Raw genomic sequence first — 24,270 nt, forward strand, 5'->3', positions numbered from 1 at the left:
ACCTAGGAGTCTGTTGACTCGGAAGGTAGACCGGTCGATCACCTCGGCGGTTGCACGATGTTCGCCGGATCTTCACGTGATCTACATCTCAGTCGAACCAGCGGTCCCGCGCCAACTCCGCGGTCCGGGAGGAATCCTCGAGGAGCGCCGCCACCTCGAACCGGCGCGGCCACTGCCCCGCCGCCCAGGCGAGGCCCGCGGCGACGCCCTCCAGGGTGGCGGCGTGCACCGTGCCGTCCGGGGTGCGCCGCCAGTCGGCCTCGGCCCCGGCGACGTACAGCTCCTCGTACTCGACGTACGAGGCCGGGGCCGCGGGTCCGAGGAGGGCGCGCACCGGGTCCGGCACCGGGTGCTCGGTCCCCTCCCCCGACACCGCGGCGTCGACCGCCGCGCTCAGCAGGCGCACCTGGAACAGCTCGGCGAGGTGCGCGGCGGCGCCCGGGGCGACCGGCAGCAGCGGGCGCCCGGCGGCCAGCGGCAGCAGGTCGGGGGCGTCGGCGACCAGGGCGTCCGTGGCGTCCACCACGACGACCTCGCCGTCGCGCACGGCACGCAACTCGTCGGGGAGCGTCACCTGTTCGGGGTCCAGCTCGGCCAGCCTGCCGTACAGGGCGTGCAGTTGGGCCGCGCTCACCGGGCGGTCCGGGTCGGCGAGGCGGTCCAGGAGTTCCGCGGCGCCGCCCGGCTCGTCGAGCAGCGCGGCCACCGACGTGCGCACGCCCAGGGTGCGCAGCACCTGCTCGTCGTCGAAGCCGCTCGCGTCGGCGGCCTCGTACAGGCCGACGAGGAGCGGGTCGGAGCCCTCGGCGCGCAGCCCGGCGGGCCGCCGGCCGTTCAGGACCGGGTTGCCGCGCAGCCACCACGCTGTGTACGGGCGGACCAGCTCGTGGGTGCCGTCGGGCAGCAGGACCCGGACCGGCTGGGTGAGGGCGTCGCGCAGCGGCGGCCGGGACAGCAGGGCGAGCGCCTGCGGCCAGCGGTCCTCGTCGACCAGGTCCAGGTCGCGGACGGCGATCAGCTCGGTGGCGACCGGCGGGACCGGGGTGTCCGGCAGCCGGTCGAGGACGTCCTCGCACCACACGTCGACGGCGTCGAGCAGCCCCGGGTCGTCGGGCTCGGGAAAGTCGGTGGTGTCGGGGTAGCGCGGGTCGAGCTCGTCGGGGTCCAGGACGACGTCGGTGGTGCGGACCAGGGCGAAGGTGGCGAGCACCCCGCAGGCCGCCAGCGGCTGTTCGCCCCACCGTTCGGCCAGCTCCTCGTCGGCGTAGGGCACCTCGCCCTCGCGCAGGACGGCGGCGATCGGGCTGCCGGGGAGCGCCAGCTCGGCGGCGGGGGCCAGCTCGCCGTGCTCGTCGGGGAGGGCGAGGGCGCCGAGCCAGGGCTCGTCGCCGACGTCCAGGTGGGCGTCGCGCACCAGGGTGAGGACGACGTCGGCCAGCTCGTCGGCGCCCAGCGCGCCCTCGTCGTCCCAGGCCGGTTCGGAGTCCAGGGACGCGGCGACGGCGGCCCGCAGCTGCGGGGTCAGGAGCACGGCGCGGGGCGTGGCGGGCAGCGCGCCCAGCTTCTCCAGGAGCGGGTGGGCGGCGTCCGGGTGGGCGACCTTCAGGCCGAGCCGGGCGAGCGCGTCGCCGGGCAGCGCCGCGGCCTCACCGGTCGGCAGCAGCACCTGGCGCGGCCCGATGACGGTCCGGCCCCCGGCCAGCGGCACGGGAAGGCCGGTCAGCCGGTCCGGGTCGACGCCGGCCAGCGAGTCGTAGAGCCGCCGCCACCAGCCCGGATCCTTCTCCAGGCCGGCGAGCCGGTCGATCGCCTCGGTCAGCGGGACCCGGGCCACCCCCACCGTCCGCAGCTCGGCCCGGCGTTCGAGCCCGGCGGGCAGCAGGCAGGGCAGCACCTCGGCGAGGACGCGCACGGTGTCGGCCCCGACGCCCTCGACGACCTCGGCGTCCCGCGGCCGCAGCGCGGACGGCCGCTCGTCGTCGTCCGGGGCGGGTGTCAGCGCGGGCGGCAGGAAGGCGGTGCGGGGCAGCCGCTCCAGGACGGCGGCGCGCAGCGCCCCGTCCAGCTCGCTGCGGCCGAGCGGGCCCGGCACGAGGTCCAGGACGCCGGGGCCCACCGGCCGCCAGTCGCCGAGCAGCTCGGCGTAGGCGTCGGCGGCGCGCTGCACGAGGTGGTCGGTGAGCGGGCCCGGCGCGACGTGCCGCCGGGCGGTGTCCAGCGGGAACGAACCGATGAGCAGCGCGGGCACCCCGAGCGCCTCGTCGCTCGGCGTGGGCGCGTGCAGCACGGGCGCGCCGCGCAACGGCTGCGGGGCGCCCGCCGCGTCGACCGGCACCGCCCACGTCAGCGACCAGTGCGGGCGCAGGCGCTCCTCCACGGGCCGGTCGGCCAGCAGGTCGGCGGTGAGCGCCCCGCTGCGGGTGACGGTGCGCCAGCGCAGCTCGGCGGGGTCCCGGGCGTCGTCCGAGATCACCGTGTACGCGTCCGCCGCCGAGCGGCGCAGCACCCGGGTCCCGGCGTCCGTGGTGAGCGTGACCTCCGTCAGGCCCGGCAGGGCCAGCAGCAGCGTGTCGTCGACGTCCGCGAGGAGCCGGGCCGCGAGCGCCTCCGCGGCCTGGTCGCGCAGCGGCAGGATGACCACGGTGTCGTACGACTCGGGGGCCTGGCCCTGGGCCGCGAACGGCAGCCGCAGCAGCGGTACGTGGCCGTCGCGGCGGCGCAGCTCGTCGCCGAGGGCCGGGCTGTGCCGGGCCACGTCGGCGGCGGCCAGCCGGGCCTCGCCCAGCGACCAGCGCACGCCGCCGGTCCGCCCGACCACGGCGGGCTCGTCGGTGACGGCGAGCACCGCGGCGAACCCGACGCCGAACCGGCCCACGGCCGTCCCCGCGTCCCCCCGTTTGGCGGAGGCCCGCAGCGTGGACAGCGACTCGACCGCGGTGGCGTCCAGCGGCGCGCCCGTGTTCGCCGCGGCCAGGACGCCGTCGCGCAGGGTGAGCGCGAGGCGGCCCGGGACGCCGGCGCGGGCGGCGGCGTCGGCGGCGTTCTGCGCCAGTTCGACGACGAGCCGGTCGCGGTAGCCGCCGAGGGCGAGGTCCTCCTCGGCGTTGGCGTCCTCGCGGAAGCGGGCCGCGCTGCCGGTCCAGGCGTCCAGCACCCCGCGGCGCAGCCTGGCGGTGCCGAACGGGTCCATGCCCTCCGGTGCGCTGGTGCTCACGCTCACGGGTGTCTCCTTCGGGGGGTTGCTGCGGGACCGCCGCACGGTATCGCGACGGCCCGCGCGGGTGCGTGTGCGGTTCCCCGCGGGCGGGTGGGGCCGAGTGGGTTGATCGGCTGCGGGCCGGTGGGGCTTCTCGCGCAGTTCCCCGCGCCCCTCAATGCCTCGTTCTTCGTCTGCCGGCCGGTGGGGCTTCTCGCGCGGTTCCCCGCGCCCCTGGAGCATGCGGCTTCGCCGCAGCCCCAGCGGCCGATGAGATGGCGCACGCAGTGCGCATCTCAGGGGCGCGGGGAACTGCGCGACCAGCCCCCACCGGACGTGCAGACGAACGGGGCGCACGTAGTGCGCCTTCAGGGGCGCGGGGAACGGCGCGAGAAGCCCCACCGGCCCGCGGCCGTAAAGGCGACCGTCAGGACCCCGGGGCCCGGCCCCGGGAAGGGGCTAGGCGGGACCCGGGGCGGAGGCGTCCCCGCCCGCGTCAGGCCCCAGCGGCATCGCATCCACCCGCATCTCATCCACAACCGGCGGAGCAGGCCGCGGAGCGGCAGGCATGACCGCCGCCTCCGAATGCCCCCCACACCCGTAGGACAACGAGACGACCCGCCCGTCCGCCGGCGAGAACTCATTGGCACAGACCCCGAACGCCTGCCCGAGCGACCCCCCGACGGGCTGCAGGAACCCACAGGAGACACACGTGGCCGGCGCGGCCTGCGCCATCGGCGTCTTCGCGCCGTAGGACTCCTCCCAGCGATCGGCCGCGACATGCAGCCCGTACCGCGAGAGCACCCGCGCCCGCCGCATCCCCAGCTCCTCGGCGACCGCCGCGATCGAACCGCGGGCGGGCGCGACGGGCAGCTCGCCGACCGGCCCGGCCGTCACCTCGGCGTCCTCCGCCTCGACCAGCTCGGCCATCTCCGCGGAGAGCGGTGAATTCGGCGGCGGGCCGTCCTCACCGGTGTAGCCGGGCTCCAGGCGCAGATCGTCGGCCTCGGTGGGCAGCAGGTCGCCGGGCCCCATGTCGCCGGGGCGCAGCCGCTCGCTCCACGGCACCCATTCGGGAGCGAGGAGCGAGTCGGGCCCGGGCAGCAGCACCGTCTCGTCGAGCGTGACGTACTTGGCACGGGAGGCGCGGGCCACGGTGACGGCCCAGCGCCAGCCCCGGTAGCCGAACTCCTTGCACTCGAAGAGGTGCGTGACGACCCGGTCGCCCTCGACGACCATGTCGACGTGCTCGCCGACCACACCGGGCGCGGCGGCCTCCTCGGCCGCTGTCCGGGCGAGGTCGACCGCCTCGGCGCACAGACGGTCAGGGGTGCGGCTTCGCGTTGTCGCTGCGCTCACAGGTATCGCTTCTCTCCTACGCCGTCTCTCGAGTGCGCCATCCTTGCGGGAGCGCGGACGGAGCGGACCGGAGGGCCGCGTCGACGTCCGCACCCGACGTTCCGGGCGCACCTACGTCATCCATTCTGCGGGATGGCCGAGAGGCGCGCGGCCGATAACAACCGCCGCGGGCGCGCTACGCACGCTACCTCCTCCCGCGCCCGACGCCCACACCGACGTACGAGCGGCACCCCACACGAAAGCCGACCCGCGCCCCGCATAACGGCACTAGTGGCGCGTTCCCGGGGCACTATGACTGGGTGGCAACCGCACGGTCGGCGTACGCGCGCAGCGGTTCGGGCCCGGTGAGCGGGGCCGTCCGCAAGGTCGGGCGTGCCCTGCGGCTGCCGTTCACCGGCACGGCGCGCGGCATCAGGAAAGTGACACACGCGCACGGCGCGGGCGAGTCGGGCCTTGGAAAACTCATCGAACTGCACGCGGTGAACGGCGCGGGCGACGTCATGATCACCGTCGCGCTCGCCTCGACGGTCTTCTTCTCGGTGCCCACGGACGAGGCGCGCGGCCGGGTCGCCCTCTACCTGGCCATCACCATGGCCCCCTTCACCCTGCTGGCCCCCGTCATCGGGCCGCTCCTGGACCGGCTGCCGCACGGCCGGCGGGCCGCGATGGCCGGGGCGATGCTGGCGCGGGCCCTGCTGGCGCTCGTCCTGTCGGGGGCGGTGGTGACCGGCGGCATCGAGCTGTACCCGGCCGCGCTCGGCGTCCTCGTCTCCTCCAAGGCGTACGGCGTCGTCAGATCGGCGGTCGTGCCCCGCCTGCTCCCACCACGGTTCTCCCTGGTCAAGGCCAATTCGCGGGTCACGCTCGGCGGGCTGCTCGCCACCGGGGCCGCGGCGCCCGTCGGGGCGGGGCTCCAGGTCATCGGGGCGCGCTGGCCGCTGTACGGGGCCTTCGTGCTCTTCGTCGCCGGAATGTTCCTTTCGTTCTCGCTGCCGCCCGGGGTCGACTCGGCCAAGGGCGAGAGCAAGGCGCTGCTCGCGGCGGACGAGGCGCATCTGCACGGCCCGGGCAAGCGGCAGCGCAAACCGGGGCTGCGGACCGTCGGCACGGCCGTCACCCACGCCCTCGCCGCCAACGCCGCGCTGCGGTGCCTCTCCGGTTTCCTGATCTTCTTCCTGGCGTTCCTGCTGCGCGAGCATCCGCTGACCGGGCAGAGCGCGGCCGTCTCCCTCGGCCTGGTCGGCGTGGCGGCAGGGACGGGCAACGCGCTGGGGACGGCCGTCGGGGCGTGGCTGCGGTCCCGGGCGCCCGAGATCATCGTCGTGACGGTGGTGGCGGTGGTGCTCGGGGCGGCGGTCGTCTCCGCGGTCTTCTTCGGGGCGTTCATGACGGCGTGCCTCGCGGCGGTCGCCGGGTTCGCCCAGGCGCTGGCCAAGCTCTCGCTCGACGCGATGATCCAGCGGGATGTGCCCGAGGCCGTGCGGACCTCCGCCTTCGCCAGGTCCGAGACGTTGTTGCAGATGGCGTGGGTGGTGGGGGGTGCGATCGGGATCGCGCTGCCCTTGAACGGGGTGCTGGGGCTCTCCGTGGCGGCCGGGATCGTCGCGATCGGCTGGACCACGACGGTCCGCGGCCTCCTCTCGTCCCCCCACGGAGGCGCCGCCGCGCGTGCGAAGGTGTCCTAGCCTGGGCCCCGCTCGGCGGTTCCCGCGCCCCTGGGCGGTACTTCGTCCGCGGGCCCGGTGGGGGCTGGTCGCGCAGTTCCCCGCGCCCCCGAGATGCGCACTACGTGCGCCATCTCATCGGCCGCTGGGGCTGCGGCGAAGCCGCAAGCCTCCAGGGACGCGGGGAACGGCGCGACCAGCCCCCACCCGCCCGCAGCCGAAAAACAGGGCGCACACAGCGCGCCTTCCAGGGGCGCGGGGAACGGCGCGACCAGCCCCCACCGGCCGGGCAGCCGAAAACCGAGGCGCACACAGTGCGCCTTCCAGGGGCGCGGGGAACGGCGCGAGAAGCCCCCACCCGCCCGCAGCCGAAAAACAGGGCGCACGCAGTGCGCCTTTCAGGGGCGCGGGGAACTGCGCGACCAGCCCCCACCGGCCGGGCAGCCGAAAACCGGGGCGCACGCAGTGCGCCTTTCAGGGGCGCGGGGAACGGCGCGACCAGCCCCCACCGGCCGGGCAGCCGAAGAACTGCCGCTCAAGGGGCGCGGGGAACGGCGCAACCGCACCCACGAGCACCCCGGCCAGCAGACACCCCGGCACCACGCGGAGCGAACGGCGCGCGGCGCGACCGACCCACCCCCCACCCCCCCGGCGGAGCCAGATAACCTGCGGGCATGACCTCCCAGCGTTTCGTAGGGCGCCACAGGCGCACCGTGGCCGCCGTCGGTGCCCTCGGCGCCGGCCTGCTCGCCCTCTCCGCCTGCGACAAGCCGACCCCGCTGGCCACCGTCACGGTGGGCCGGGACACGGTGAACTCCGAGGCCTCCTGCCACAACGACGGCAAGGCACTCGCCGCGTCGTCGCTGGAGGGCTGCCTGAAGGACAAGAAGGCCAAGACCATCAAGGTGGACCCGGACGAGACGGTCCGCTTCGGCGTCGACCCGGAGATCGCCGACAAGGGCTGGACCATCCTGATGAACGGTCAGCCCCTCACCGACTCCAGCAAGAAGACGTACCGCACGGTCCCCGGCAGCGTCTTCTTCAACCAGCAGTACGGCGCCACCGGCGGCTCCACGACCGTGACGATCCTGGAGGGCGGCGACTCCAAGGCGTACGGCCTGTGGTCGTTCAAGCTGAAGAAGGACTCCTGACGGACACCGGAGCCCGCGTACTGGTCGCCACCGCCGTCCCGGCCGAACGGGACGCGGTGGCGCGTGCGCTCCACGACCACCCGGCGTTCGACGTGAGCGCCGTCGGGGTCGGCCCCGCCGCGGCCGCCGCGGGCACCGCCACCGCCCTGACCCGCGCCGAGGTGACCGGCCGCCCGTACACGCTGGTCGTCTCGGCCGGCATCGGCGGCGGGTTCGCCGCCCCGCCCGGCACGGTGCTGATCGCCGACGCGATCACCGTGGCCGACCTCGGCGCCGAGACCCCGGAGGGTTTCGTGCCGGTCACCGGCCTCGGCTTCGGCACCGTCACCCACCGTCCGCCGGCGTCCCTCGTACGGGAGCTGGCCGCGGCCGTCCCCGCCGCCGGCGTCGGCACCGTCCTCACGGTCTCCACGGTGACCGGCACCGCCGACCGCGCCGCGCTGCTCGCCCAGCGCCACCCCGGCGCCGTCGCCGAGGCGATGGAGGGCTTCGGCGTGGCCGAGGCCGCCGCCGCGCACGACGTGCCGGTGGCCGAGATACGCGCCGTCTCCAACGCCGTCGGGCCCCGCGACCGCGCCGCCTGGCGCATCGGTGACGCGCTCGCCGCGCTCACCGACGCGTTCGGGAAGACGGCGCCCGTACTGGAGAGTTGGAAGAACACATGACGGACACGACGGACCCCGCCCGCGCCACCGAGCCGGTGCGCATCGCCTTCTCGCCCTGCCCGAACGACACCTTCGTCTTCGACGCCTGGGCCCACGGCCGCGTCCCCGGCGCCCCCGCGCTCGACGTGACGTTCGCCGACATCGACATCACCAACGGCGTCGCGGAGCGCCGCGACCCCGCCTACGACGTCCTGAAGGTCAGCTACGCCGTCCTGCCGTACGTCCTCGACGACTACGCGCTGCTGCCCTGCGGCGGCGCCCTGGGCCGCGGCTGCGGCCCCCTGGTCCTCACCCGCGAGCCGGGCGTGGACCTCTCCGACAAGCGCGTGGCCGTACCGAGCGAGACCTCGACCGCCTACCTGCTCTTCCGGCTGTGGGCGGCGGACACCGTCCCCGGCGGCGGGGTCGGCGAGATCGTCGTCATGCCGTTCCACGAGATCATGCCCGCGGTGCGCGACGGGAAGATCGACGCGGGGCTCGTCATCCACGAGGCCCGCTTCACCTACCAGAACTACGGCCTGCACAAGCTCGCCGACATGGGCGAGCACTGGGAGGCCACGACCGGCCTGCCGATCCCGCTCGGCGCGATCATCGCCCGCCGCGACCTGGGGACCGAGAAGCTGCGCGGGTACGCGGACGCGGTCCGCACCTCGGTCCGGATGGCCTGGGACGACTCCGAGGCGTCCCGCCCCTACGTGATGGCGCACGCCCAGGAGATGGACCCGGCCGTCGCGGACCAGCACATCGGCCTGTACGTCAACGAGTTCACGGCCGACCTCGGCGAGGACGGCTACGCGGCGATCCGGGGCCTGCTGACCCGGGCCGCGGCCGAGGGCCTGGTCCCGGCGCTCGCCCCGGACGCGCTCGCGTTCCCCTAGGACGCGCCTGTCGCGGCCGGTGGTGGCGGCTCAGACGTCGAGCTGGTCCGCCACCGCCCGCAGCAGCCCGGCGATCTTCGCCCCGGCCGCCTTGTCGGGGTAGCGGCCGCGCTCCAGCATCGGCGTGATGTTCTCCAGGACCGTCGTCAAGTCCTGCACGATGGAGGCCAGTTCGTCCGGCTTGCGGCGCTGGGCCGCGGCGACGGACGGCGTCGGGTCGAGGATCGTGACGGAGAGCGCCTGGTCACCACGCTGCCCGGCGACCACGCCGAACTCGACGCGCTGACCGGGCTTGAGGGCGTCGACACCGTCGGGAAGTACGGAGGAGTGCACGAAGACGTCACCGCCGTCGTCGCGGGAGAGGAAGCCGAAGCCCTTCTCGCTGTTGAACCACTTGACCTTGCCGGTAGGCACGTGAAGTCCTCGTCCTCGTACTAGGAAAAAACGCGGTGGATAGGGCTCTGGACAGCAGGGAAGCGGGTCGTGGGACGACCCGCCGCGACCAAGACTAGGGGTCCCGTGGCCGGTGGCGGGACGGCGGCGGGTTGTTGCTCCGGGGTGGGAACTACCCTGGCGGGGTGCGCGACAAAACCCAAGTCAATTCCCGGTCGGCCGAGGCGGGACCCGGTGACGGCCTCGTGAGGGCGGGCGGCATCGTCTTCGTCGTGGGGGCGATCGCCACCCTCGTCACGGTGGCCCCGCTCTTCCTCGGCACCGACCCGTTCCCGCCCGCCGCCTACGGCGTCTGCATGCTGATGGGCGCCGGCTTCTTGCTGGCCGCGGCCGGCCTCCTCCGCGCGGTCTCGGCCCAGCGCCGCTCGGCCCGCTCCACGTAGGACCCGGCCCGGAGGCGTCCTAGCCCTGGACGTGCCCCCGTAGCCAGGCCGGGAACGCCGTCAGGTCCGGGAGGACGACGTCGGTGCCCGCCGCTTCGAGTTCGGCGGCGTCGCAGGGGCCCGTGGTGAGGGAGACCGCGACCGCTGCGGCGGCGCGGGCTCCGCGGACGTCGCCCACGTGGTCGCCGACGTAGACGCTCGCGCCGTGTGCGCGCAGCGCCTCCGCCTTGCCCTCGGCCCACAGGCCGCCGACGACGACGTCCGCGTCGATGCCGTGGTGGGCGAGGTGGAGCTTGGCGTTCGGCTCGTACTTGGCGGTGACGACCATCGTGCGGCCGCCCGTGGCGTGCACGGCGTCCATCGCCTCGTGGACGCCGGGCATCAGCAGCGTCGGCTCGATGGCGTAGGCGGGATACATCTCGCGGTAGAGGTCGGCCACGGCCGGGATCTCGGCTGCCGGGAACCACTGCGCGAGTTCGTCGACGAGGGGCGGCCCGAGCCGGGAGACGGCCAGGTCGGCGTCGACGTACGTGCCGGTCCGCTCGGACAGGGCCAGCCAGGTCGCCCGGATTCCGGGACGCGAGTCGATCAGCGTCATGTCCAGGTCGAATCCGACGGTGGGCCCGAGGGGGGCCGGGGCTATGCGGTCTGTCATGGCCCCCATTCTGCCCGGCATACGATGACGGCCTCACCGCTCGTACTTAGCCAAGCCAAGCCTTACCCGTCACCACTCCCCGGGGGCCCCATGCCTGTCAGACGCCGTGACGCCAGAGTGCTCGCGCTCGTGGCGGCGGCCGCGGCGCTGGTCCTGGCGGTCCTGTTCAGCCTCGCGGTGGGGGCCCGCGCGATCGCGCCGTCCGCCGTCCTGGACGCCCTGCTGCACGGCGGGCACAGCGACGCCGCCGAGGTGATCAGGGGCCTGCGGCTGCCGCGGACGGTCGTCGGCGTGATGGTCGGGGCGGCGCTGGCGCTGGCCGGCACCGTGCTCCAGGGCATCACCCGCAACCCGATCGCGGACCCCGGCATCCTCGGCATCGGGCAGGGCGCGTCGGTCGGGGTGGTCCTGGCCATCGCCTACCTCGGCATCCACACCCTCACCGGGTACGTGTGGCTGGCGTTCGCCGGGGCGGGGGCCGCTTCGGTGGCGGTGTACGCCATCGCGTCGAGCGGCCGGGGCGGCGCGACGCCGGTGAAGCTGGCACTGGGCGGCGCGGCGATCAACGCGCTGCTCGTCTCGGTCACCACGGCGGTCCTCACCACGAAGGCCTCGGCGCTGGACGAGTTCCGCTTCTGGCAGGTGGGGTCGCTCTCCGGGCGCGACGGCGACCTCGTCCAGCAGGTCTGGCCGTTCCTGCTGGCCGGCGCCGTGCTGGTGTTCTCGGTCGCGCGCGGGCTCGACGCGCTGGCGCTGGGCGAGGACGTGGCGCGGGGCCTGGGCCGGCGGGTGGCGACGGTCCGGGTCGTCGGCGGTCTGGGCGCGACGGTGCTGACCGGTGTGGGGGTGGCGGCGGCCGGCCCGATCGCGTTCGTCGGCCTGGCGGTGCCGCACATCGCGCGGGCGCTGGTCGGCCCGGAGCACCGCTGGCTGCTGCCGATGGCGGCGCTGACCGGGCCGGTGATGCTGCTGGTCTCCGACACGGTCGGCCGGGTGGTCTTCCCGCCGAGCGAGGTGCCGGCGGGCGTGATGACGGCGTTGATCGGGGTGCCGTTCCTGGTGACCCTGGTCCGCAGGAAGGCGGTGCCCGCGTGAGCGCGCTCACCGGGGTCCGCCCGGCCGGGTACACGCTGGTGCGCGCGGGCCGCGCCCGTTTCCTGCTGCACCGCAGGGCGGCCGTGGTGGCGGTGGTCCTCGCGCTGGCGCTGGTCGCGGGCTGTGTGGCGTACCTGTGTGTCGGCGAGACGTTCACCAGCCCGGTGGAGGTCTTCAAGGTGGTCACGGGGCAACCGTCCCCGGACACCCTCGTGGTCGGCACGCTGCGCGAGCCGCGCATGGCCGTGGGGCTGCTGGTGGGCGCGGCGTTCGGGGTGGCGGGCGCGCTCATCCAGACGGTGGCGCGCAATCCGCTGGCCAGCCCGGACATCATCGGCGTCAGCCAGGGCGCGAGCGCGGTCACGGTGGCCGCGATGACCTTCGGCCTGACGTCGTACACCGTCCTGCCCTACGTGTCCGTGGCCGGCGGCGTGGTGGCCGCGGCCCTCGTCTACGTCTTCGCGTGGCGCGGCGGCCTGCACGCCACCCGGTTCGTCCTGATCGGCATCGGCTTCGCGATCGCGCTCCGCTCGGTGACCACGCTGTTCATGACCAAGGGCGACTACCTCGTCGCCCAGCAGGCGCAGATCTGGATGACGGGCTCCCTCAACGGCCGGGGCCGGCCCGAGGCGCAGCCGCTCGCCTGGAGCCTGCTCCTGCTGGCGCCCTGCGTGGTGTGGGCGGCCCGCGCGCAGCGCACGGTCCTGCTGGACGACGACACGGCGACGGCGCTCGGCGTGCGGCTCGGCCGGGTGCGGCTGGGCCTGGTGGCGCTCGGCGTGGTCCTGGCGTCGCTCGCCACGGGGGCGGCGGGCCCGGTGGACTTCGTGGCGCTGCTCGCCCCGCAGATCGCCCGCCGCCTGACCCGCACCGCGCAGATCCCGCTGCTCTGCTCGGCGCTGCTGGGCGCGGTGATCGTGGTCGTCGCCGACCTGCTGGGGCGCCGCCTGTTCGCGCCGACGGAGCTGCCGGTGGGCGTCCTCACGGCGGCCGTCGGCGCCCCGTACCTGATCTGGCTGATCATCCGCAGCCGCTCCGTCCGCACTTCCGGAGGCACCGCATGAGCCGGCTCACGGCCCGCGACCTGACGCTCGCCTACGACGACCGCACGGTCGTCCGGGACCTCGACCTGACGGTGCCGGACGGCCGGGTCACCGTGATCGTCGGCCCGAACGCCTGCGGCAAGTCCACCACCCTGCGCGCGCTCGGCCGTCTGCTGAAGCCGGCCGGCGGCTCGGTGCTCCTGGACGGCAAGGCCCTCGCCGAGCTGCCGACGAAGCGGATCGCCCAACAGATCGGGTTGTTGCCGCAGTCCCCGGCCGCGCCGGAGGCGATCACCGTCGCCGACCTCGTCGCGCGCGGGCGCCAGCCGCACCAGAGCTGGTGGCAGCAGTGGTCCGACGCGGACGAGCGGGCCGTCACCGAGGCGATGGCCCGTACGGACGTCGCGGCGCTCGCCGAGCGGGACGTCGACGAGCTGTCGGGCGGGCAGCGCCAGCGTGTCTGGATCGCGATGGCGCTCGCCCAGGAGACGGAGATACTCCTGCTCGACGAGCCCACCACGTTCCTGGACATCGCCCATCAGGTCGAAGTCCTGGACCTGGTCCGGCAGTTGAACCATGACAAGGGGCGTACCGTCGCCCTCGTCCTGCACGATCTCAACCAGGCGGCGCGTTACGCCGACCATCTGGTCGCCATGAAGGAGGGGCGCATCGTGGCCGAGGGGGCGCCGGAGAAGGTGGTGACGGCGGAGCTGGTACGGGAGGTCTTCGGGCTGCCGTGTGTCGTGGTCCCGGACCCGGTGACCGGCTCGCCGCTGGTGGTGCCCGGCACGCCGTGGTCGCCGTCGGTCTGATCCGGGGGCCGGATCACCGCAGGGCTCGAAGAAGGACGTACCGGAGTAGGACGCCCCGGAGAAAGACGTCCCGGAGAAAGACCCGAAGACAGACGTACCGAAGAAAGACGTATCGCACCGCACCGAGGAACCCGGACCCGAAAGGCACCCGCCATGCCCGTCCTCCCCACCCGCCGCGGCACCTTCGTCACCACCCTGGCCCTGGCCCTGCTCCTCGGCACGGCCGCGAGCCTCACCGCCTGCACCGGCTCCGACCCGGCGGACCGCGGCGCCGGCCGGGGCGGCGCGGACGGCGGGGGCAAGGGCGCGACGCACACCGTCGAGACGGCGATGGGCGACGTGAAGGTCCCGGCCGCGCCCCGGCGCGTCGTCGTCCTGGACACCGCCGAACTCGACTCCGCCGTCACGCTCGGCGTGAAGCCCGTGGGCGCCACCCGCGCCGGCGCCGCGCACTCCTTCCTCCCCTACCTCCCCAAGTCCCTGACCGCGGGCATCACCGAGGTCGGCGAGATCGCCAACCCCGATCTGGAGAAGATCGCCGGCCTCCACCCCGACCTCATCCTGAGCAGCAAGGTCCGCGACGGCCGGCGCTACCCGCAGCTCAGCGCCATCGCGCCCACGGTCCTCACCGAGTCGACCGGCTACCCCTGGAAGCAGAACTTCCGTACGCACGCGGCCGCGCTGGGCCGCACCGACCGGGCCGACAAGGCGATCGCGGCGTACGAGGCACGCACCAAGGCGGTCACCAAGGCCCTCGGCGGGCGGGCGAAGGCCGCGGCGACCGAGGTCAACGTCGTCCGCTTCGTCGAGGGCGCCGACATCCGCATCTACGGCAAGCAGAACTACATCGGCACGCTCCTCGCCGACGTCGGCCTCGGCCGCCCCGCGGTCACCGACAAGGCCGCGGACGGGTTCTCGTACGACGTCAGCCCCGAGCAGATCGACAAGGCGGACGCGGACGTCATCTTCACGTCCACGTACGGGAATCCGGGCCGGGCGAAGGTCACCCGGACCACGACGAGCGGTCTGTGGCGGGGGCTCCGGGCGGTCCGGGACGACCGGGTGTTCCCGGTGGACGACGAACTGTGGATCCAGGGCATCGGCTACACCGCGGCCGGCCAGATCCTCTCGGAGCTCCAGTCGGATCTGACCGGCTGAGCCGGCACGTCAGCAGGCCCGGGGCGTTCGCGCTCAGCCGCGGGGGCGCTGCGACCGCCACACCAGGTACAGCGCCGAGGCGACCGCTGCGCACCGCAGGACCCAGGGCCAGGTCTCCCCGAGCGCGCCGCTCATCTGCCCGTCGGGGATCGGCGCGCCCCACTTGCCGACGCTGCGGCCCCAGAGCCAGGCGACGCCGCCCAGGACGGCGAGGCCCGGCAGGCCGAAGACGGCCAGCTTCTTCTGGTTGAGGGTCAGCCGCCGGGAGAGGTAGACGACGGCCCAGCCGATGAGCAGGACGAGGATGTTGCCGAGGACGGCGCCGGCGACGAGGGCCGCGGCGGCGAGCAGCAGGACGGGGTTGGTCCAGCCACCTGCGACCACGACGGCGGGGGTGCGGGGCGTTCGGGGGATGCCGGGGGTGCGGCGGGGCAGCAGGCGCCGGACGCCCCGGGGTGGTGGGGTCGCCTCGGTGCCGGCCGCGTCGGCGTCGGGCGTGGCGGGGGTGGCAGCCGCGGCGGGTGGCGGTACGGGCTTGCGCAGGTCCGGGCCCCTGCGCTCGCCCGGGGGCGGTTTGAGAAGCTCCGGGAGTTCGACCCCGCCGGTGAAGCCGGGCACGCTGTCCGTCTCCGCGAGCGGTCCGCCGCCCGAGGCGCCGAGCCGCCACCAGTCGGTGTCGCCGTCGGCCGTGCCGAGTTCGTCGGTGCCGGCGAGGTGCGGCGGGGAGGGGGCGTCCTGCCGGTCGTGCCGGTCTCGCCGGTCGCGCCGGTCGCCGGAGTCGGCCTCCGGGCCGGGCTCGGAGGTGGGTGAGCGGCGGGGGCGGGGCACGATGCGGCGGGCGCGGCGCGGGGGTTCGGGGGTGCGTTGTATCGGGACCGGGCGGGTCAGGGGCGCTGCCGGGTCTGCGGGGGTGGCGCCGCCGCCCTGGGCTTCGCTGACTATCCGGTCCGGGGTGCCGAGCCGGTCGAGGATGCGGCGGACCGCGCCGGGGCTGTCGACGGTGGCCTGGGCGCGGTGGCGGTCGATCTCGCCGCGCAGCTCTGTGACCAGGCGCATGCGGGTGGCGGACGGCAGTTGGCGTTGTTGGGCCAGGTCGCCGACGCGGCTCAGGTAGTCGAAGACGAGCTGATCACTCTCGATCCCCACGAAGTCCCCTCCGGGGTGGTGCAGTTGTTGGGTCGACGGTATCGCGGATGAGGGGGGTTGCCTGGGCGGGGGCTGTGGCGACCTCCGGGTCGGGGTGCGGGTCACGGGGCTCTGCCCCGGAACCCCGCTCCTCAAGCTCCCCCAGACTCCGTCCGGGGGGACCCCCAGGGGGCTGGATTTGCGCCGGGGGGGCTGGAACTGGGCCGGAGGCGGGCGGCCCGGGGTCTGGACTCGGGACACGGGGCTCCGCCCCGGACCCCGCTCCTCAAACTCCCCCAGACTCCGTCCGGGGGGACCCCCAGGGGGCTGGATTTGGGCTGACGGTTAAGGGTGGGGCCCGCGTCGTGGTTGAAGCGGGGGCGGGGGGCGTGGGGCCGCTACCGTGGGTCAGATGAGCCTCAACGAGCAGAACCCGGCGGCGCCCACGGCCCCGCGCTCCCTGGCGGAGGCCCTCCGTGCCAGGGACGACGCCTCCCTGGCCCGCCTGCTGCGCGCCCGCCCGGACCTGCTCGGCCCGGTTCCGAACGACCTGACGCAGCTGGCCACCCGGGCGGGCACCCGGGCCTCCGTGGTGCGGGCCCTGGACCGCCTTGACCGGTTCACGCAGCAGGTGGCGCAGGCCCTCGCGGTGGCCCCGGAGCCGACCGCGTACGGGACGCTGCTCGGGCTGCTGCCGGACGAGGACGCCGGACGGGCGCTGCCCGGCGCCGTGGCCACCCTGCGCGAACAGGCCCTGCTCTGGGGCGCGGACGACCAGATCCGCCTCGTCCGCACGGCCCGCGAACTGCTCGCGCCCGCCCCGCAGCACCCGTCCCCGACCGGGCTCGGCCCGACCGTCGCCGAGGCCACCTCGGGCCTGTCGCCGACCCGCGTCCAGGAGATCGTCGCGGCGGCGGGGCTGCCGTCGACGCACGACGGCGTGTCGGCGGTGGCGGCGCTGACCGGGCTGTTCACCGACGCCCCCCGGATGTCGGCGCTGCTCGACGAGGCGCCGCCGCAGTCCATCGACGTACTGAACCGGCTGGTGTGGGGGCCGCCCTACGGGCAGGTGACCGCGCAGCCGGCCGCGCACCTGCGCTGGCTGCTCGACCGGGGCCTGCTGCTGCCGACCGCGCCGGGCACGGTCGTGCTGCCCCGGGAGGCGGCGCTGCACCTGCGCGGCGGCCGGGCCCACCGGGAGCTGGAGCCGGTGGCGCCCGAGGTGCGCCCGAAGGCGGCGCACCGCCCCCAGGTGGTGGACGCGACGGCGGCCGCGCAGGCGTACACCGCGCTGGCCACGGTCGAGGAGCTGCTGAAGGACTGGGACGAGGGCGGCCCGGCGGTGCTGCGCGCGGGCGGCCTGAGCGTGCGGGACCTCAAGCGGACGGCGTCGGCCCTGGACAGTACGGAACCGCAGGCCGCCTTCTGGGTCGAACTGGCCTACGCGGCGGGGCTGCTGGCGGCGGACGGCGAGGCCGACGAGCGGTACGCGGCGACGCCCGCCTACGACGCGTGGCTGGAGCGGCCGCCGGCCGAGCGGTGGACGCGGCTCGCGGCGGCCTGGCTGGCGGCGACGCGCACGGCGGGCCTGGTCGGCGGCCGGGACGGCAAGGACCGCACGCTGTCGGCGCTCGGCCCGCACCTGGACCGCTCGGCGGCGCCGGAGGTGCGCCACCGCGTCCTCGCCCTCCTCGCGGACCTCCCGGAGGGCACGGCTCCCGAGCCGGAGTCGGTCGTGGCCCGGCTGACCTGGGAGCGGCCTTCCCCGGCCGCCCGGGAGCTGCGGACGCGGCTGGCCGAGTGGACGCTGTCGGAGGCCGAGTTCCTCGGTGTGACGGGCCGTGGCGCGCTGTCGGCGCACGGCCGCGCGCTGCTCGCCGAGGGAGGCGGGCCGGACCCGGAGCAGCGGGCGGCGGCGACGGCGCGGGCGCAGAAGCTGATCGCCCCGCTGCTGCCCGAGCCGCTCGACCACGTGCTGTTGCAGGCGGACCTGACGGCGGTGGCGCCGGGCCCGCTGGTGCGCCCGCTCGCCGAGGCCCTGGCCGTGCTGGCGGACGTGGAGTCGAAGGGCGGGGCGACGGTGTACCGGTTCACGCCGGGTTCGGTGCGGCGCGCGCTCGACGCCGGCCGGACCGCGTCCGACGTGCACGCCTTCCTCGCCCGGCACTCCCGCACCCCGGTCCCGCAGCCGCTCTCGTACCTGATCGACGACGTGGCCCGGCGCCACGGGCACCTGCGGATCGGGGCGGCCTCGGCGTACGTGCGCTGCGACGACGACGCGGTGATGAGCGAGATCCTCGCCGACAAGCGGGCGGCGCCGCTGCGGCTGCGCCGGCTCGCCCCGACGGTCCTGGCGGCGCAGGTGGACCCGGGCACGCTCCTGGAGGGCCTGCGCTCGATGGGGTTCGCGCCCGCGGCGGAGACCGCCGAGGGCGATGTGCTGATCACCCGCGCCCACGCGCACCGCACGCCGCCGCGCGCGGCCCCCGAGCCGGTTCCGGAGGGGCCCGCGCTGCCGGACGGCACGCTGCTGGACGCGGCGATCCGCGCGATCAGGGCGGGCGACCGGGCGGCGACGACCCCGCGCAGGACGGCGCCCGCGCACCCCGGCGACGGCGAGCTGCCCCGCACGGCGGCCGCCGAGACGCTGGCCACGATGCAGGCCGCGGTGCTGACCGGCGACAGCCTGTGGATCGGGTACGTGAACGCGGAGGGCGCCGCCAGCCAGCGCGTCATCGCCCCGATCCGGGTCGAGGGCGGCTTCGTGACGGCGTACGACCACACGGCGGACGAGGTCCGCACGTATCCGCTGCACCGGGTGACGGGCGTGGCGGAGCTGGAGCCGGACGCGAGCTGAGGGGCGCGGGCCGGAAGCGGAGGGGCCGGACGCGAGCTGAGGGGCGCGGGCCCGAGGCGGAGGGGCCGGACGCGAGCTGAGGGGCGCGGGCCCGAGGCGGAGGGGCCGGCCGAGGCGCGGGCCGCGGACGGAGGGGCCCGGGGACGGAGGGGGCCGGGGTCGCGGCAAGAGCCGGAGGGGACCGGGGTCGCGGCGGGAGCCGGAGGCGACCTGCGTCACTCCGCGCCCGCCCCGGCATGCGGCACACTGGACGTTTGGCCACACCGAGCCCGGGGGCCTGGCCCATGCAGAAAGGGTGCCGCGCGTGAACGGTCCACTCATCGTCCAGTCGGACAAGACCCTGCTCCTGGAGATCGACCACGAGCGGGCCGACGACTGTCGCCGGGCCATCGCCCCGTTCGCCGAGCTGGAGCGGGCGCCCGAGCACATCCACACCTACCGGCTGACGCCGCTCGGCCTGTGGAACGCGCGGGCGGCCGGGCACGACGCGGAGCAGGTCGTGGACGCGCTCGTGGAGTTCAGCCGGTACCCGGTGCCGCACGCGCTGCTGGTCGACATCGCGGAGACGATGGACCGCTACGGCCGTCTCACGCTCTCCAAGCACCCGGCGCACGGCCTGGTCCTGACCACGACCGACCGGCCCGTCCTGGAGGAGATCCTGCGCTCGAAGCGGGTGCAGCCGCTGGTCGGAGCGCGGATCGACGCGGACTCGGTGGCCGTGCACCCCTCCGAGCGCGGCCAGATCAAGCAGACGCTGCTGAAGCTGGGCTGGCCGGCCGAGGACCTCGCCGGGTACGTGGACGGCGAGGCGCACCCCATCGAGCTGGCGGAGGACGGCTGGTCGCTGCGCCCGTACCAGAAGCAGGCGGTGGAGGGCTTCTGGCACGGCGGCTCCGGGGTCGTCGTGCTGCCCTGCGGCGCGGGCAAGACGCTGGTGGGCGCCGGGGCGATGGCGCAGGCCAAGGCGACCACCCTGATCCTCGTCACGAACACCGTCTCGGCCCGCCAGTGGAAGCACGAACTGGTCAAGCGGACCTCGCTGACCGAGGACGAGATCGGCGAGTACAGCGGGACGCGCAAGGAGATCCGTCCGGTCACCATCGCCACGTACCAGGTGCTGACGACGAGGCGGAAGGGTGTCTACCCGCACCTGGAGCTGTTCGACTCCCGCGACTGGGGCCTGGTCGTCTACGACGAGGTGCACCTGCTGCCCGCGCCGGTCTTCAAGTTCACCGCCGACCTCCAGGCGCGCCGCCGCCTCGGCCTGACGGCGACTCTCGTACGGGAGGACGGCCGCGAGTCGGACGTCTTCTCGCTGATCGGCCCGAAGCGGTTCGACGCGCCGTGGAAGGAGATCGAGGCGCAGGGGTACATCGCGCCCGCCGACTGCGTCGAGGTCCGCGTGAATCTCACCGACTCCGAGCGGCTCGCGTACGCCACCGCGGAGACCGAGGAGAAGTACCGGTTCTGCGCCACGACGGCGACGAAGCGGAAGGTGACCGAGGCGCTGGTGCGCAAGCACGCGGGCGAGCAGACCCTGGTCATCGGCCAGTACATCGACCAGCTCGACGAGCTGGGCGAGCACCTGGACGCCCCGGTCATCAAGGGCGAGACCACCAACGCGGTGCGCGAGAAGCTCTTCGAGTCCTTCCGCCAGGGCGAGATCTCGGTCCTGGTGGTCTCCAAGGTCGCGAACTTCTCCATCGACCTGCCGGAGGCGACGGTCGCCATCCAGGTGTCGGGCACGTTCGGCTCCCGCCAGGAGGAGGCGCAGCGGCTCGGCCGGGTGCTGCGCCCGAAGGCGGACGGGCACGAGGCCCGGTTCTACTCGGTGGTCGCCCGCGACACCATCGACCAGGACTTCGCGGCGCACCGCCAGCGCTTCCTGGCCGAGCAGGGTTACGCGTACCGGATCGTCGACGCGGACGAGCTGCTCGCCGAGGGCTGACGCGGCGCGAGCAGGACGAGCCCGAGGCCGAACAGCGGGTACGGGCTCGCCAGGAGCTGCTGCCACCAGGCGAAGTGCAGGTCCAGGTCGCCCTGGTGGGGCAGCAGCCACATGGTGCGGGCGGTGAACAGCGCCGCCACCGCGACCGTCGTACGGCGGTGCCCCTCCGCCCACAGGACCGCGAGCAGCGGCACGCACCACACCCAGTGGTGGGTCCAGCTGATGGGCGAGACGAGCAGCGCGGTGAACGCGATGAGCGTGACGCCCCGCGCCTCGGTGCGGGCGCGGCCGGCGGCGCGGAGCCCGGCCAGCGCGACCAGGACCGCGGGGACGGCCCACAGCGCGCCCGGCTCCGCCGTGTGCAAGGCGCGGGCGACGAGCCCCTGCAACGACTGGTTGTCGACGATCCAGGCCTTGCCGACCCGCCCGGTCTCGAAGATCCGCCGCGTCCAGAACTCCACGCTGGCGTACGGGAGTACGGCCGCCCCGAGCAGTACGGTGCCGGCTGCTGCGGCGGTCGCGCGGGCCGCCTCCTTGCGGCGGCCGGTCAGGAACAGGTAGCCGATGAAGACGGCCGGGGTCAGTTTGATCCCCGCGGCGATGCCGAGCGCGAGGCCCTTGCCGCGGGCGCCGGGCGGGCGGTTCAGGTCCCAGAGGACCAGGACGGCCAGGGCGAGGTTGATCTGGCCGAACAGGACGGTCTGGAAGACGGGTTCGAGCCAGAGCGCTCCGCTGGTGAGCAGGCAGACCGTGGCCCGGGTCGGCCGCAGCCCCGCGAGGCGGCACGCGTGGTGGACCAGGGCTCCGGTCAGGGCGATGTTGCCGAGGAGGACGGCGGCCTTGAGCACGGGGAGCGGGGGCCAGGCGGTGGGGATGAAGAGGAGGGCGGCGAACGGGGGGTAGGTGGCGGGGAGGTGCCATGCGGTGACCGTGAACCCGTACAGGTCGGCGCCGCCGTTCGCCGCGGATGCGCCCTCCGCGCGGTAGACGAGGGTGTCGGCCATGGGGGTGGGGTGGGTGGTGCACAGGGTGAGGAGGGTGGTGAGGGAGGCGGCCAGGGTGAAGTACGGGGTCACTGTGCGGAGATGGGTCATCACGCTGAGCGACCCTATAAGACTCCGTCCGCGGCTCCGGTGGCGCTTCTCGCGCAGTTCCCCGCGCCCCTAAAAGACTTCGCCTGCCGGCCCGGTGGGGGCTGGTCGCGCAGTTCCCCGCGCCCCTGGAGGCATGCGGCTTCGCCGCTGCCTCCAGGGGCGCGGGCGGCCGATGAGATGGCGCACGCAGTGCGCATCTCAGGGGCGCGGGGAACTGCGCGACCAGCCCCCACCGGGCGTGCAGACAAAACAGGGGGGCGCGGGGAACTGCGCATACGGGGGCTCAGGGCGTGGGGCGGAAGGCGCGGAGGCGGAGGCTGTTGGTCACGACGAAGACCGAGGAGAACGCCATGGCCGCCCCGGCGATCATGGGATTCAACAACCCCGCCGCGGCCAGCGGAACCGCCGCCACGTTGTACCCGAACGCCCAGAACAGATTCCCCCGGATCGTCCCCAGGGTCCGCCGCGCCAACCGCACCGCATCCGCGGCGACCCGCAGATCCCCCCGCACCAGCGTCAAGTCCCCCGCCTCGATGGCCACATCCGCCCCCGTCCCCATCGCAAGCCCCAGATCGGCCCGCGCCAGCGCCGCCGCGTCGTTGACACCGTCCCCGACCATCGCCACCGACCGCCCCTCCGCCTGGAGCCGCTCGACGACCCGGACCTTCTCCTCGGGGAGCACCCCGGCGATGACGTCCTGCGGCGCGATCCCGACCTGCGCGGCCACCGCGAGCGCCACCACCTCGTGGTCCCCGGTCAGCAGCACCGGCCGCAGCCCGAGCCCCCGCAACCGCCGGACGGCCTCCGCACTGGTCTCCTTGACCGCGTCGGCGACCTCCAGGACGGCCCGGGCCTGCCCGTCCCAGGCCACGGCGACGGCCGTACGCCCGCCCGCCTCGGCCTCGGCCCTGGCGCGGGCCAGCGCGTCGGGCAGCGGGATCTCCCACTCCGCGAGCAGCCGCTCCCGCCCGACGAGGACGGCGTGCCCGTCGACGACGCCCTGCACGCCGAGCCCCGCGCTGTTCGCGAACTCCTCGACGCCGGGCAGCTCGCCCACCCGCGCCGCCGCCCCCGCGGCCACGGCCCGCGCGACCGGATGCTCGGAGGCCTGCTCCACCGCGCCGGCCAGCCGCAGGACGTCCTCCTCGGAGGTGCCCTCGGCGACGTGCGTGGCCAGCAGCGTCATCCGGCCGGTCGTCACGGTGCCGGTCTTGTCGAGGACGATCGTGTCGGCCTTGCGGGTGCTCTCCAGTACCTCGGGCCCCTTGATGAGGATGCCGAGCTGCGCGCCGCGCCCGGTGCCGACCATGAGCGCGGTCGGGGTGGCGAGGCCCAGCGCGCACGGGCAGGCGATGATCAGGACGGCGACGGCGGCGGTGAACGCGGCGGTGAGCCCCGCGCCGCTGCCCAGCCAGAAGCCGAGCGTGGCGACGGCGAGCGCGATGACGACCGGCACGAAGACGGCGGAGATGCGGTCCGCGAGGCGCTGGGCGGCGGCCTTGCCGTTCTGCGCGTCCTCCACGAGGCGGGCCATCCGGGCGAGCTGGGTGTCGGCGCCGACCCGGGTGGCCTCGACGACGAGCCGGCCGCCGACGTTCAGCGTGGCCCCGGTGACCGCGTCGCCGGCCTCGACCTCGACCGGTACGGACTCGCCGGTGAGCAGGGCGGCGTCCACGGCGGAGGAGCCCTCGACGACGGTGCCGTCGGTGGCGATCTTCTCGCCGGGGCGGACGAGGAACCGGTCGCCCACCGTCAGCTCCCCGACCGGCACGGTCTCCTGGCGGCCGTCCTGCCGGACGAGGGTGACGTCCTTGGCGCCCAGTTCGAGCAGGGCCCGCAGCGCGGCGCCCGCCTTGCGCTTGGAGCGCGCCTCGAAGTAGCGGCCCGCGAGGATGAAGGCGGTCACCCCGGCGGCGGCCTCCAGGTAGATGTTCCCGGCGTTGTCGCTGCGCGCGATGGTCAGCTCGAAGGGGTGGGTCATGCCGGGTTCCCCGGCCGTGCCGAAGAAGAGCGCCCACAGCGACCAGAGGAACGCGGCCGAGGTGCCGACCGAGATCAGCGTGTCCATCGTCGCGGCGCCGTGCCGCGCGTTCGTGACGGCCGCCTTGTGGAAGGGCCAGGCCGCGTAGGTGACGACGGGGGCGGTCAGGGCGAGCGAGAGCCACTGCCAGTACGTGAACTGCAGGGCCGGGACCATCGCCATGGCGATCACCGGGACGGCCAGCACGACCGCCGTGGTCAGGCGCTGGCGCAGGGGCAGCAGCTCGTCGTCCAGGCCGCCGTCACCGCCACTCCCACCACTCCCGGCGCTGTCTCCGCTGCCCGCCGCGGACCGCGGGCCCCGGGGCGCCGGGGGCGCGGGCCGGCGCGCGGTGTACCCGGTGGCCTCCACCGTGGCGATCAGGTCCGCGACCTCGACCCCGTCGGCGTAGGCGACCTTGGCCTTCTCGGTCGCGTAGTTGACGGTCGCCTCGACGCCGTCCATCCGGTTCAGCTTCTTCTCGATGCGGGCGGCGCACGACGCGCACGTCATGCCGCCGATGGCGAGCTCCACCTGGGCGGGCGGGGCGACGGTCTGCGCCGGCATGGTGCCTCCTGAGGTCGGACGGATACCCGGGGCGGGTACCCCGTACTGAGATCCATTTGTACCCCCGGGGGGTATCAAACGCAAGCCGCTCCGCCGCTTGACTCCATACCCCCGGGGGGTACTGTCGTCTTACGCGTACAAGCCCGC

Annotated in this window: 18 protein-coding genes; 11 read left to right on the plus strand and 7 right to left on the minus strand. The window is 74.9% G+C overall.

Translation table 11 applies throughout. The features are described 5' to 3' along the window. Positions 1–88 precede the first annotated feature (88 nt). Positions 89–3,190: a sacsin N-terminal ATP-binding-like domain-containing protein gene (locus tag ACIBW6_RS06685; RefSeq protein WP_399057717.1), complete on the minus strand. Its 3,102-nt coding sequence runs from the start codon at positions 3,188–3,190 to the stop codon at positions 89–91. A 465-nt stretch (positions 3,191–3,655) separates the two neighbouring features. Beyond that, positions 3,656–4,555, minus strand: a complete 900-nt coding sequence (locus tag ACIBW6_RS06690; RefSeq protein ID WP_399057332.1) for a DUF3027 domain-containing protein — start codon at positions 4,553–4,555, stop codon at positions 3,656–3,658. A 344-nt stretch (positions 4,556–4,899) separates the two neighbouring features. On the opposite strand from ACIBW6_RS06690, the gene ACIBW6_RS06695 reads away from it, so the two are divergent. From ACIBW6_RS06695 to ACIBW6_RS06710, 4 genes are all read left to right on the plus strand, one after another. Continuing rightward, a complete protein-coding gene (locus ACIBW6_RS06695) occupies positions 4,900–6,240 on the plus strand; it encodes an MFS transporter (protein WP_399057719.1) in 1,341 nt (446 codons plus the stop codon). Between the two features lie 653 nt (positions 6,241–6,893). Further along, positions 6,894–7,370 (plus strand): DUF2771 domain-containing protein, encoded by a 477-nt coding sequence (locus tag ACIBW6_RS06700; protein WP_399057334.1) that lies wholly within the window; start codon positions 6,894–6,896, stop codon positions 7,368–7,370. Continuing rightward, positions 7,340–8,035: a futalosine hydrolase gene (locus ACIBW6_RS06705; RefSeq protein WP_399057336.1), complete on the plus strand. Its 696-nt coding sequence runs from the start codon at positions 7,340–7,342 to the stop codon at positions 8,033–8,035. The genes ACIBW6_RS06700 and ACIBW6_RS06705 overlap by 31 nt, the downstream gene beginning before the upstream one ends. After that, positions 8,032–8,913 carry a 1,4-dihydroxy-6-naphthoate synthase gene (locus tag ACIBW6_RS06710; RefSeq protein ID WP_399057337.1) on the plus strand — a complete coding sequence of 294 codons (882 nt, stop codon included), beginning with the start codon at positions 8,032–8,034 and terminating at the stop codon, positions 8,911–8,913. Before ACIBW6_RS06705 ends, ACIBW6_RS06710 begins: the two co-directional genes overlap by 4 nt. 30 nt (positions 8,914–8,943) lie before the next feature. On the opposite strand, the gene ACIBW6_RS06715 is transcribed toward ACIBW6_RS06710, so the two are convergent. Continuing rightward, entirely contained in the window at positions 8,944–9,327 is a 384-nt protein-coding gene (locus tag ACIBW6_RS06715) for a cold-shock protein (RefSeq protein WP_399057339.1), read from the minus strand. Between the two features lie 164 nt (positions 9,328–9,491). Here ACIBW6_RS06715 and ACIBW6_RS06720 point away from each other — a divergent pair, with 164 nt between their 5' ends. After that, positions 9,492–9,749, plus strand: a complete 258-nt coding sequence (locus ACIBW6_RS06720) for a hypothetical protein (RefSeq protein ID WP_399057341.1) — start codon at positions 9,492–9,494, stop codon at positions 9,747–9,749. Positions 9,750–9,768: 19 nt separating this feature from the next. Here ACIBW6_RS06720 and ACIBW6_RS06725 read toward each other — a convergent pair whose 3' ends face one another. Beyond that, positions 9,769–10,413, minus strand: coding sequence for an HAD family hydrolase (locus ACIBW6_RS06725; protein WP_399057343.1), 645 nt, complete (start codon positions 10,411–10,413; stop codon positions 9,769–9,771). Positions 10,414–10,494: 81 nt separating this feature from the next. Between ACIBW6_RS06725 and ACIBW6_RS06730 the strand changes: the two genes are divergently transcribed. From ACIBW6_RS06730 to ACIBW6_RS06745, 4 genes are all read left to right on the plus strand, one after another. Next, entirely contained in the window at positions 10,495–11,499 is a 1,005-nt protein-coding gene (locus ACIBW6_RS06730) for a FecCD family ABC transporter permease (RefSeq protein ID WP_399057345.1), read from the plus strand. After that, positions 11,496–12,563 (plus strand): FecCD family ABC transporter permease, encoded by a 1,068-nt coding sequence (locus ACIBW6_RS06735; protein ID WP_399057347.1) that lies wholly within the window; start codon positions 11,496–11,498, stop codon positions 12,561–12,563. Before ACIBW6_RS06730 ends, ACIBW6_RS06735 begins: the two co-directional genes overlap by 4 nt. Then, complete coding sequence (locus ACIBW6_RS06740) at positions 12,560–13,354, plus strand: ABC transporter ATP-binding protein (protein WP_399057349.1); 795 nt, start codon at positions 12,560–12,562, stop codon at positions 13,352–13,354. Before ACIBW6_RS06735 ends, ACIBW6_RS06740 begins: the two co-directional genes overlap by 4 nt. 153 nt (positions 13,355–13,507) lie before the next feature. Next, positions 13,508–14,512 (plus strand): ABC transporter substrate-binding protein, encoded by a 1,005-nt coding sequence (locus tag ACIBW6_RS06745; RefSeq protein ID WP_399057351.1) that lies wholly within the window; start codon positions 13,508–13,510, stop codon positions 14,510–14,512. Between the two features lie 33 nt (positions 14,513–14,545). Here the strand turns inward: ACIBW6_RS06745 and ACIBW6_RS06750 are convergent, their stop codons facing one another. Next, the gene (locus tag ACIBW6_RS06750) at positions 14,546–15,658 is read right to left on the minus strand and encodes a hypothetical protein (RefSeq protein ID WP_399057353.1); all 1,113 of its coding nucleotides are present in this window, start codon (positions 15,656–15,658) and stop codon (positions 14,546–14,548) included. Between the two features lie 391 nt (positions 15,659–16,049). Between ACIBW6_RS06750 and ACIBW6_RS06755 the strand changes: the two genes are divergently transcribed. Together ACIBW6_RS06755 and ACIBW6_RS06760 are read left to right on the plus strand one after the other, a co-directional pair. Then, positions 16,050–18,494, plus strand: coding sequence for a helicase-associated domain-containing protein (locus ACIBW6_RS06755; protein WP_399057355.1), 2,445 nt, complete (start codon positions 16,050–16,052; stop codon positions 18,492–18,494). A gap of 304 nt (positions 18,495–18,798) precedes the next feature. Continuing rightward, complete coding sequence (locus tag ACIBW6_RS06760) at positions 18,799–20,442, plus strand: DNA repair helicase XPB (protein ID WP_399057357.1); 1,644 nt, start codon at positions 18,799–18,801, stop codon at positions 20,440–20,442. Here ACIBW6_RS06760 and ACIBW6_RS06765 read toward each other — a convergent pair. Beyond that, a complete protein-coding gene (locus tag ACIBW6_RS06765) occupies positions 20,394–21,536 on the minus strand; it encodes a glycosyltransferase 87 family protein (protein WP_399057721.1) in 1,143 nt (380 codons plus the stop codon). The genes ACIBW6_RS06760 and ACIBW6_RS06765 overlap by 49 nt on opposite strands. Positions 21,537–21,819: 283 nt before the next feature. After that, complete coding sequence (locus ACIBW6_RS06770) at positions 21,820–24,123, minus strand: heavy metal translocating P-type ATPase (protein WP_399057359.1); 2,304 nt, start codon at positions 24,121–24,123, stop codon at positions 21,820–21,822. Between the last annotated feature and the right edge of the window lie 147 nt (positions 24,124–24,270).

It is taken from the genome of Streptomyces sp. NPDC049813, assembly GCF_044465085.1.
In the GTDB taxonomy this organism is placed as follows: Bacteria; Actinomycetota; Actinomycetes; order Streptomycetales; family Streptomycetaceae; genus Streptomyces.

Excerpts from the sequence above, each read along its gene's own strand:
- ACIBW6_RS06770 (WP_399057359.1), bottom strand. The coding sequence starts at position 24,123 with ATGCCGGCGCAGACCGTCGCCCCGCCCGCCCAGGTGGAGCTCGCCATC.
- ACIBW6_RS06710 (WP_399057337.1), top strand. The coding sequence starts at position 8,032 with ATGACGGACACGACGGACCCCGCCCGCGCCACCGAGCCGGTGCGCATC.
- ACIBW6_RS06725 (WP_399057343.1), bottom strand. The coding sequence starts at position 10,413 with ATGGGGGCCATGACAGACCGCATAGCCCCGGCCCCCCTCGGGCCCACC.
- ACIBW6_RS06700 (WP_399057334.1), top strand. The coding sequence starts at position 6,894 with ATGACCTCCCAGCGTTTCGTAGGGCGCCACAGGCGCACCGTGGCCGCC.
- ACIBW6_RS06745 (WP_399057351.1), top strand. The coding sequence starts at position 13,508 with ATGCCCGTCCTCCCCACCCGCCGCGGCACCTTCGTCACCACCCTGGCC.
- ACIBW6_RS06765 (WP_399057721.1), bottom strand. The coding sequence starts at position 21,536 with ATGACCCATCTCCGCACAGTGACCCCGTACTTCACCCTGGCCGCCTCC.
- ACIBW6_RS06755 (WP_399057355.1), top strand. The coding sequence starts at position 16,050 with ATGAGCCTCAACGAGCAGAACCCGGCGGCGCCCACGGCCCCGCGCTCC.
- ACIBW6_RS06740 (WP_399057349.1), top strand. The coding sequence starts at position 12,560 with ATGAGCCGGCTCACGGCCCGCGACCTGACGCTCGCCTACGACGACCGC.
- ACIBW6_RS06730 (WP_399057345.1), top strand. The coding sequence starts at position 10,495 with ATGCCTGTCAGACGCCGTGACGCCAGAGTGCTCGCGCTCGTGGCGGCG.
- ACIBW6_RS06685 (WP_399057717.1), bottom strand. The coding sequence starts at position 3,190 with ATGGACCCGTTCGGCACCGCCAGGCTGCGCCGCGGGGTGCTGGACGCC.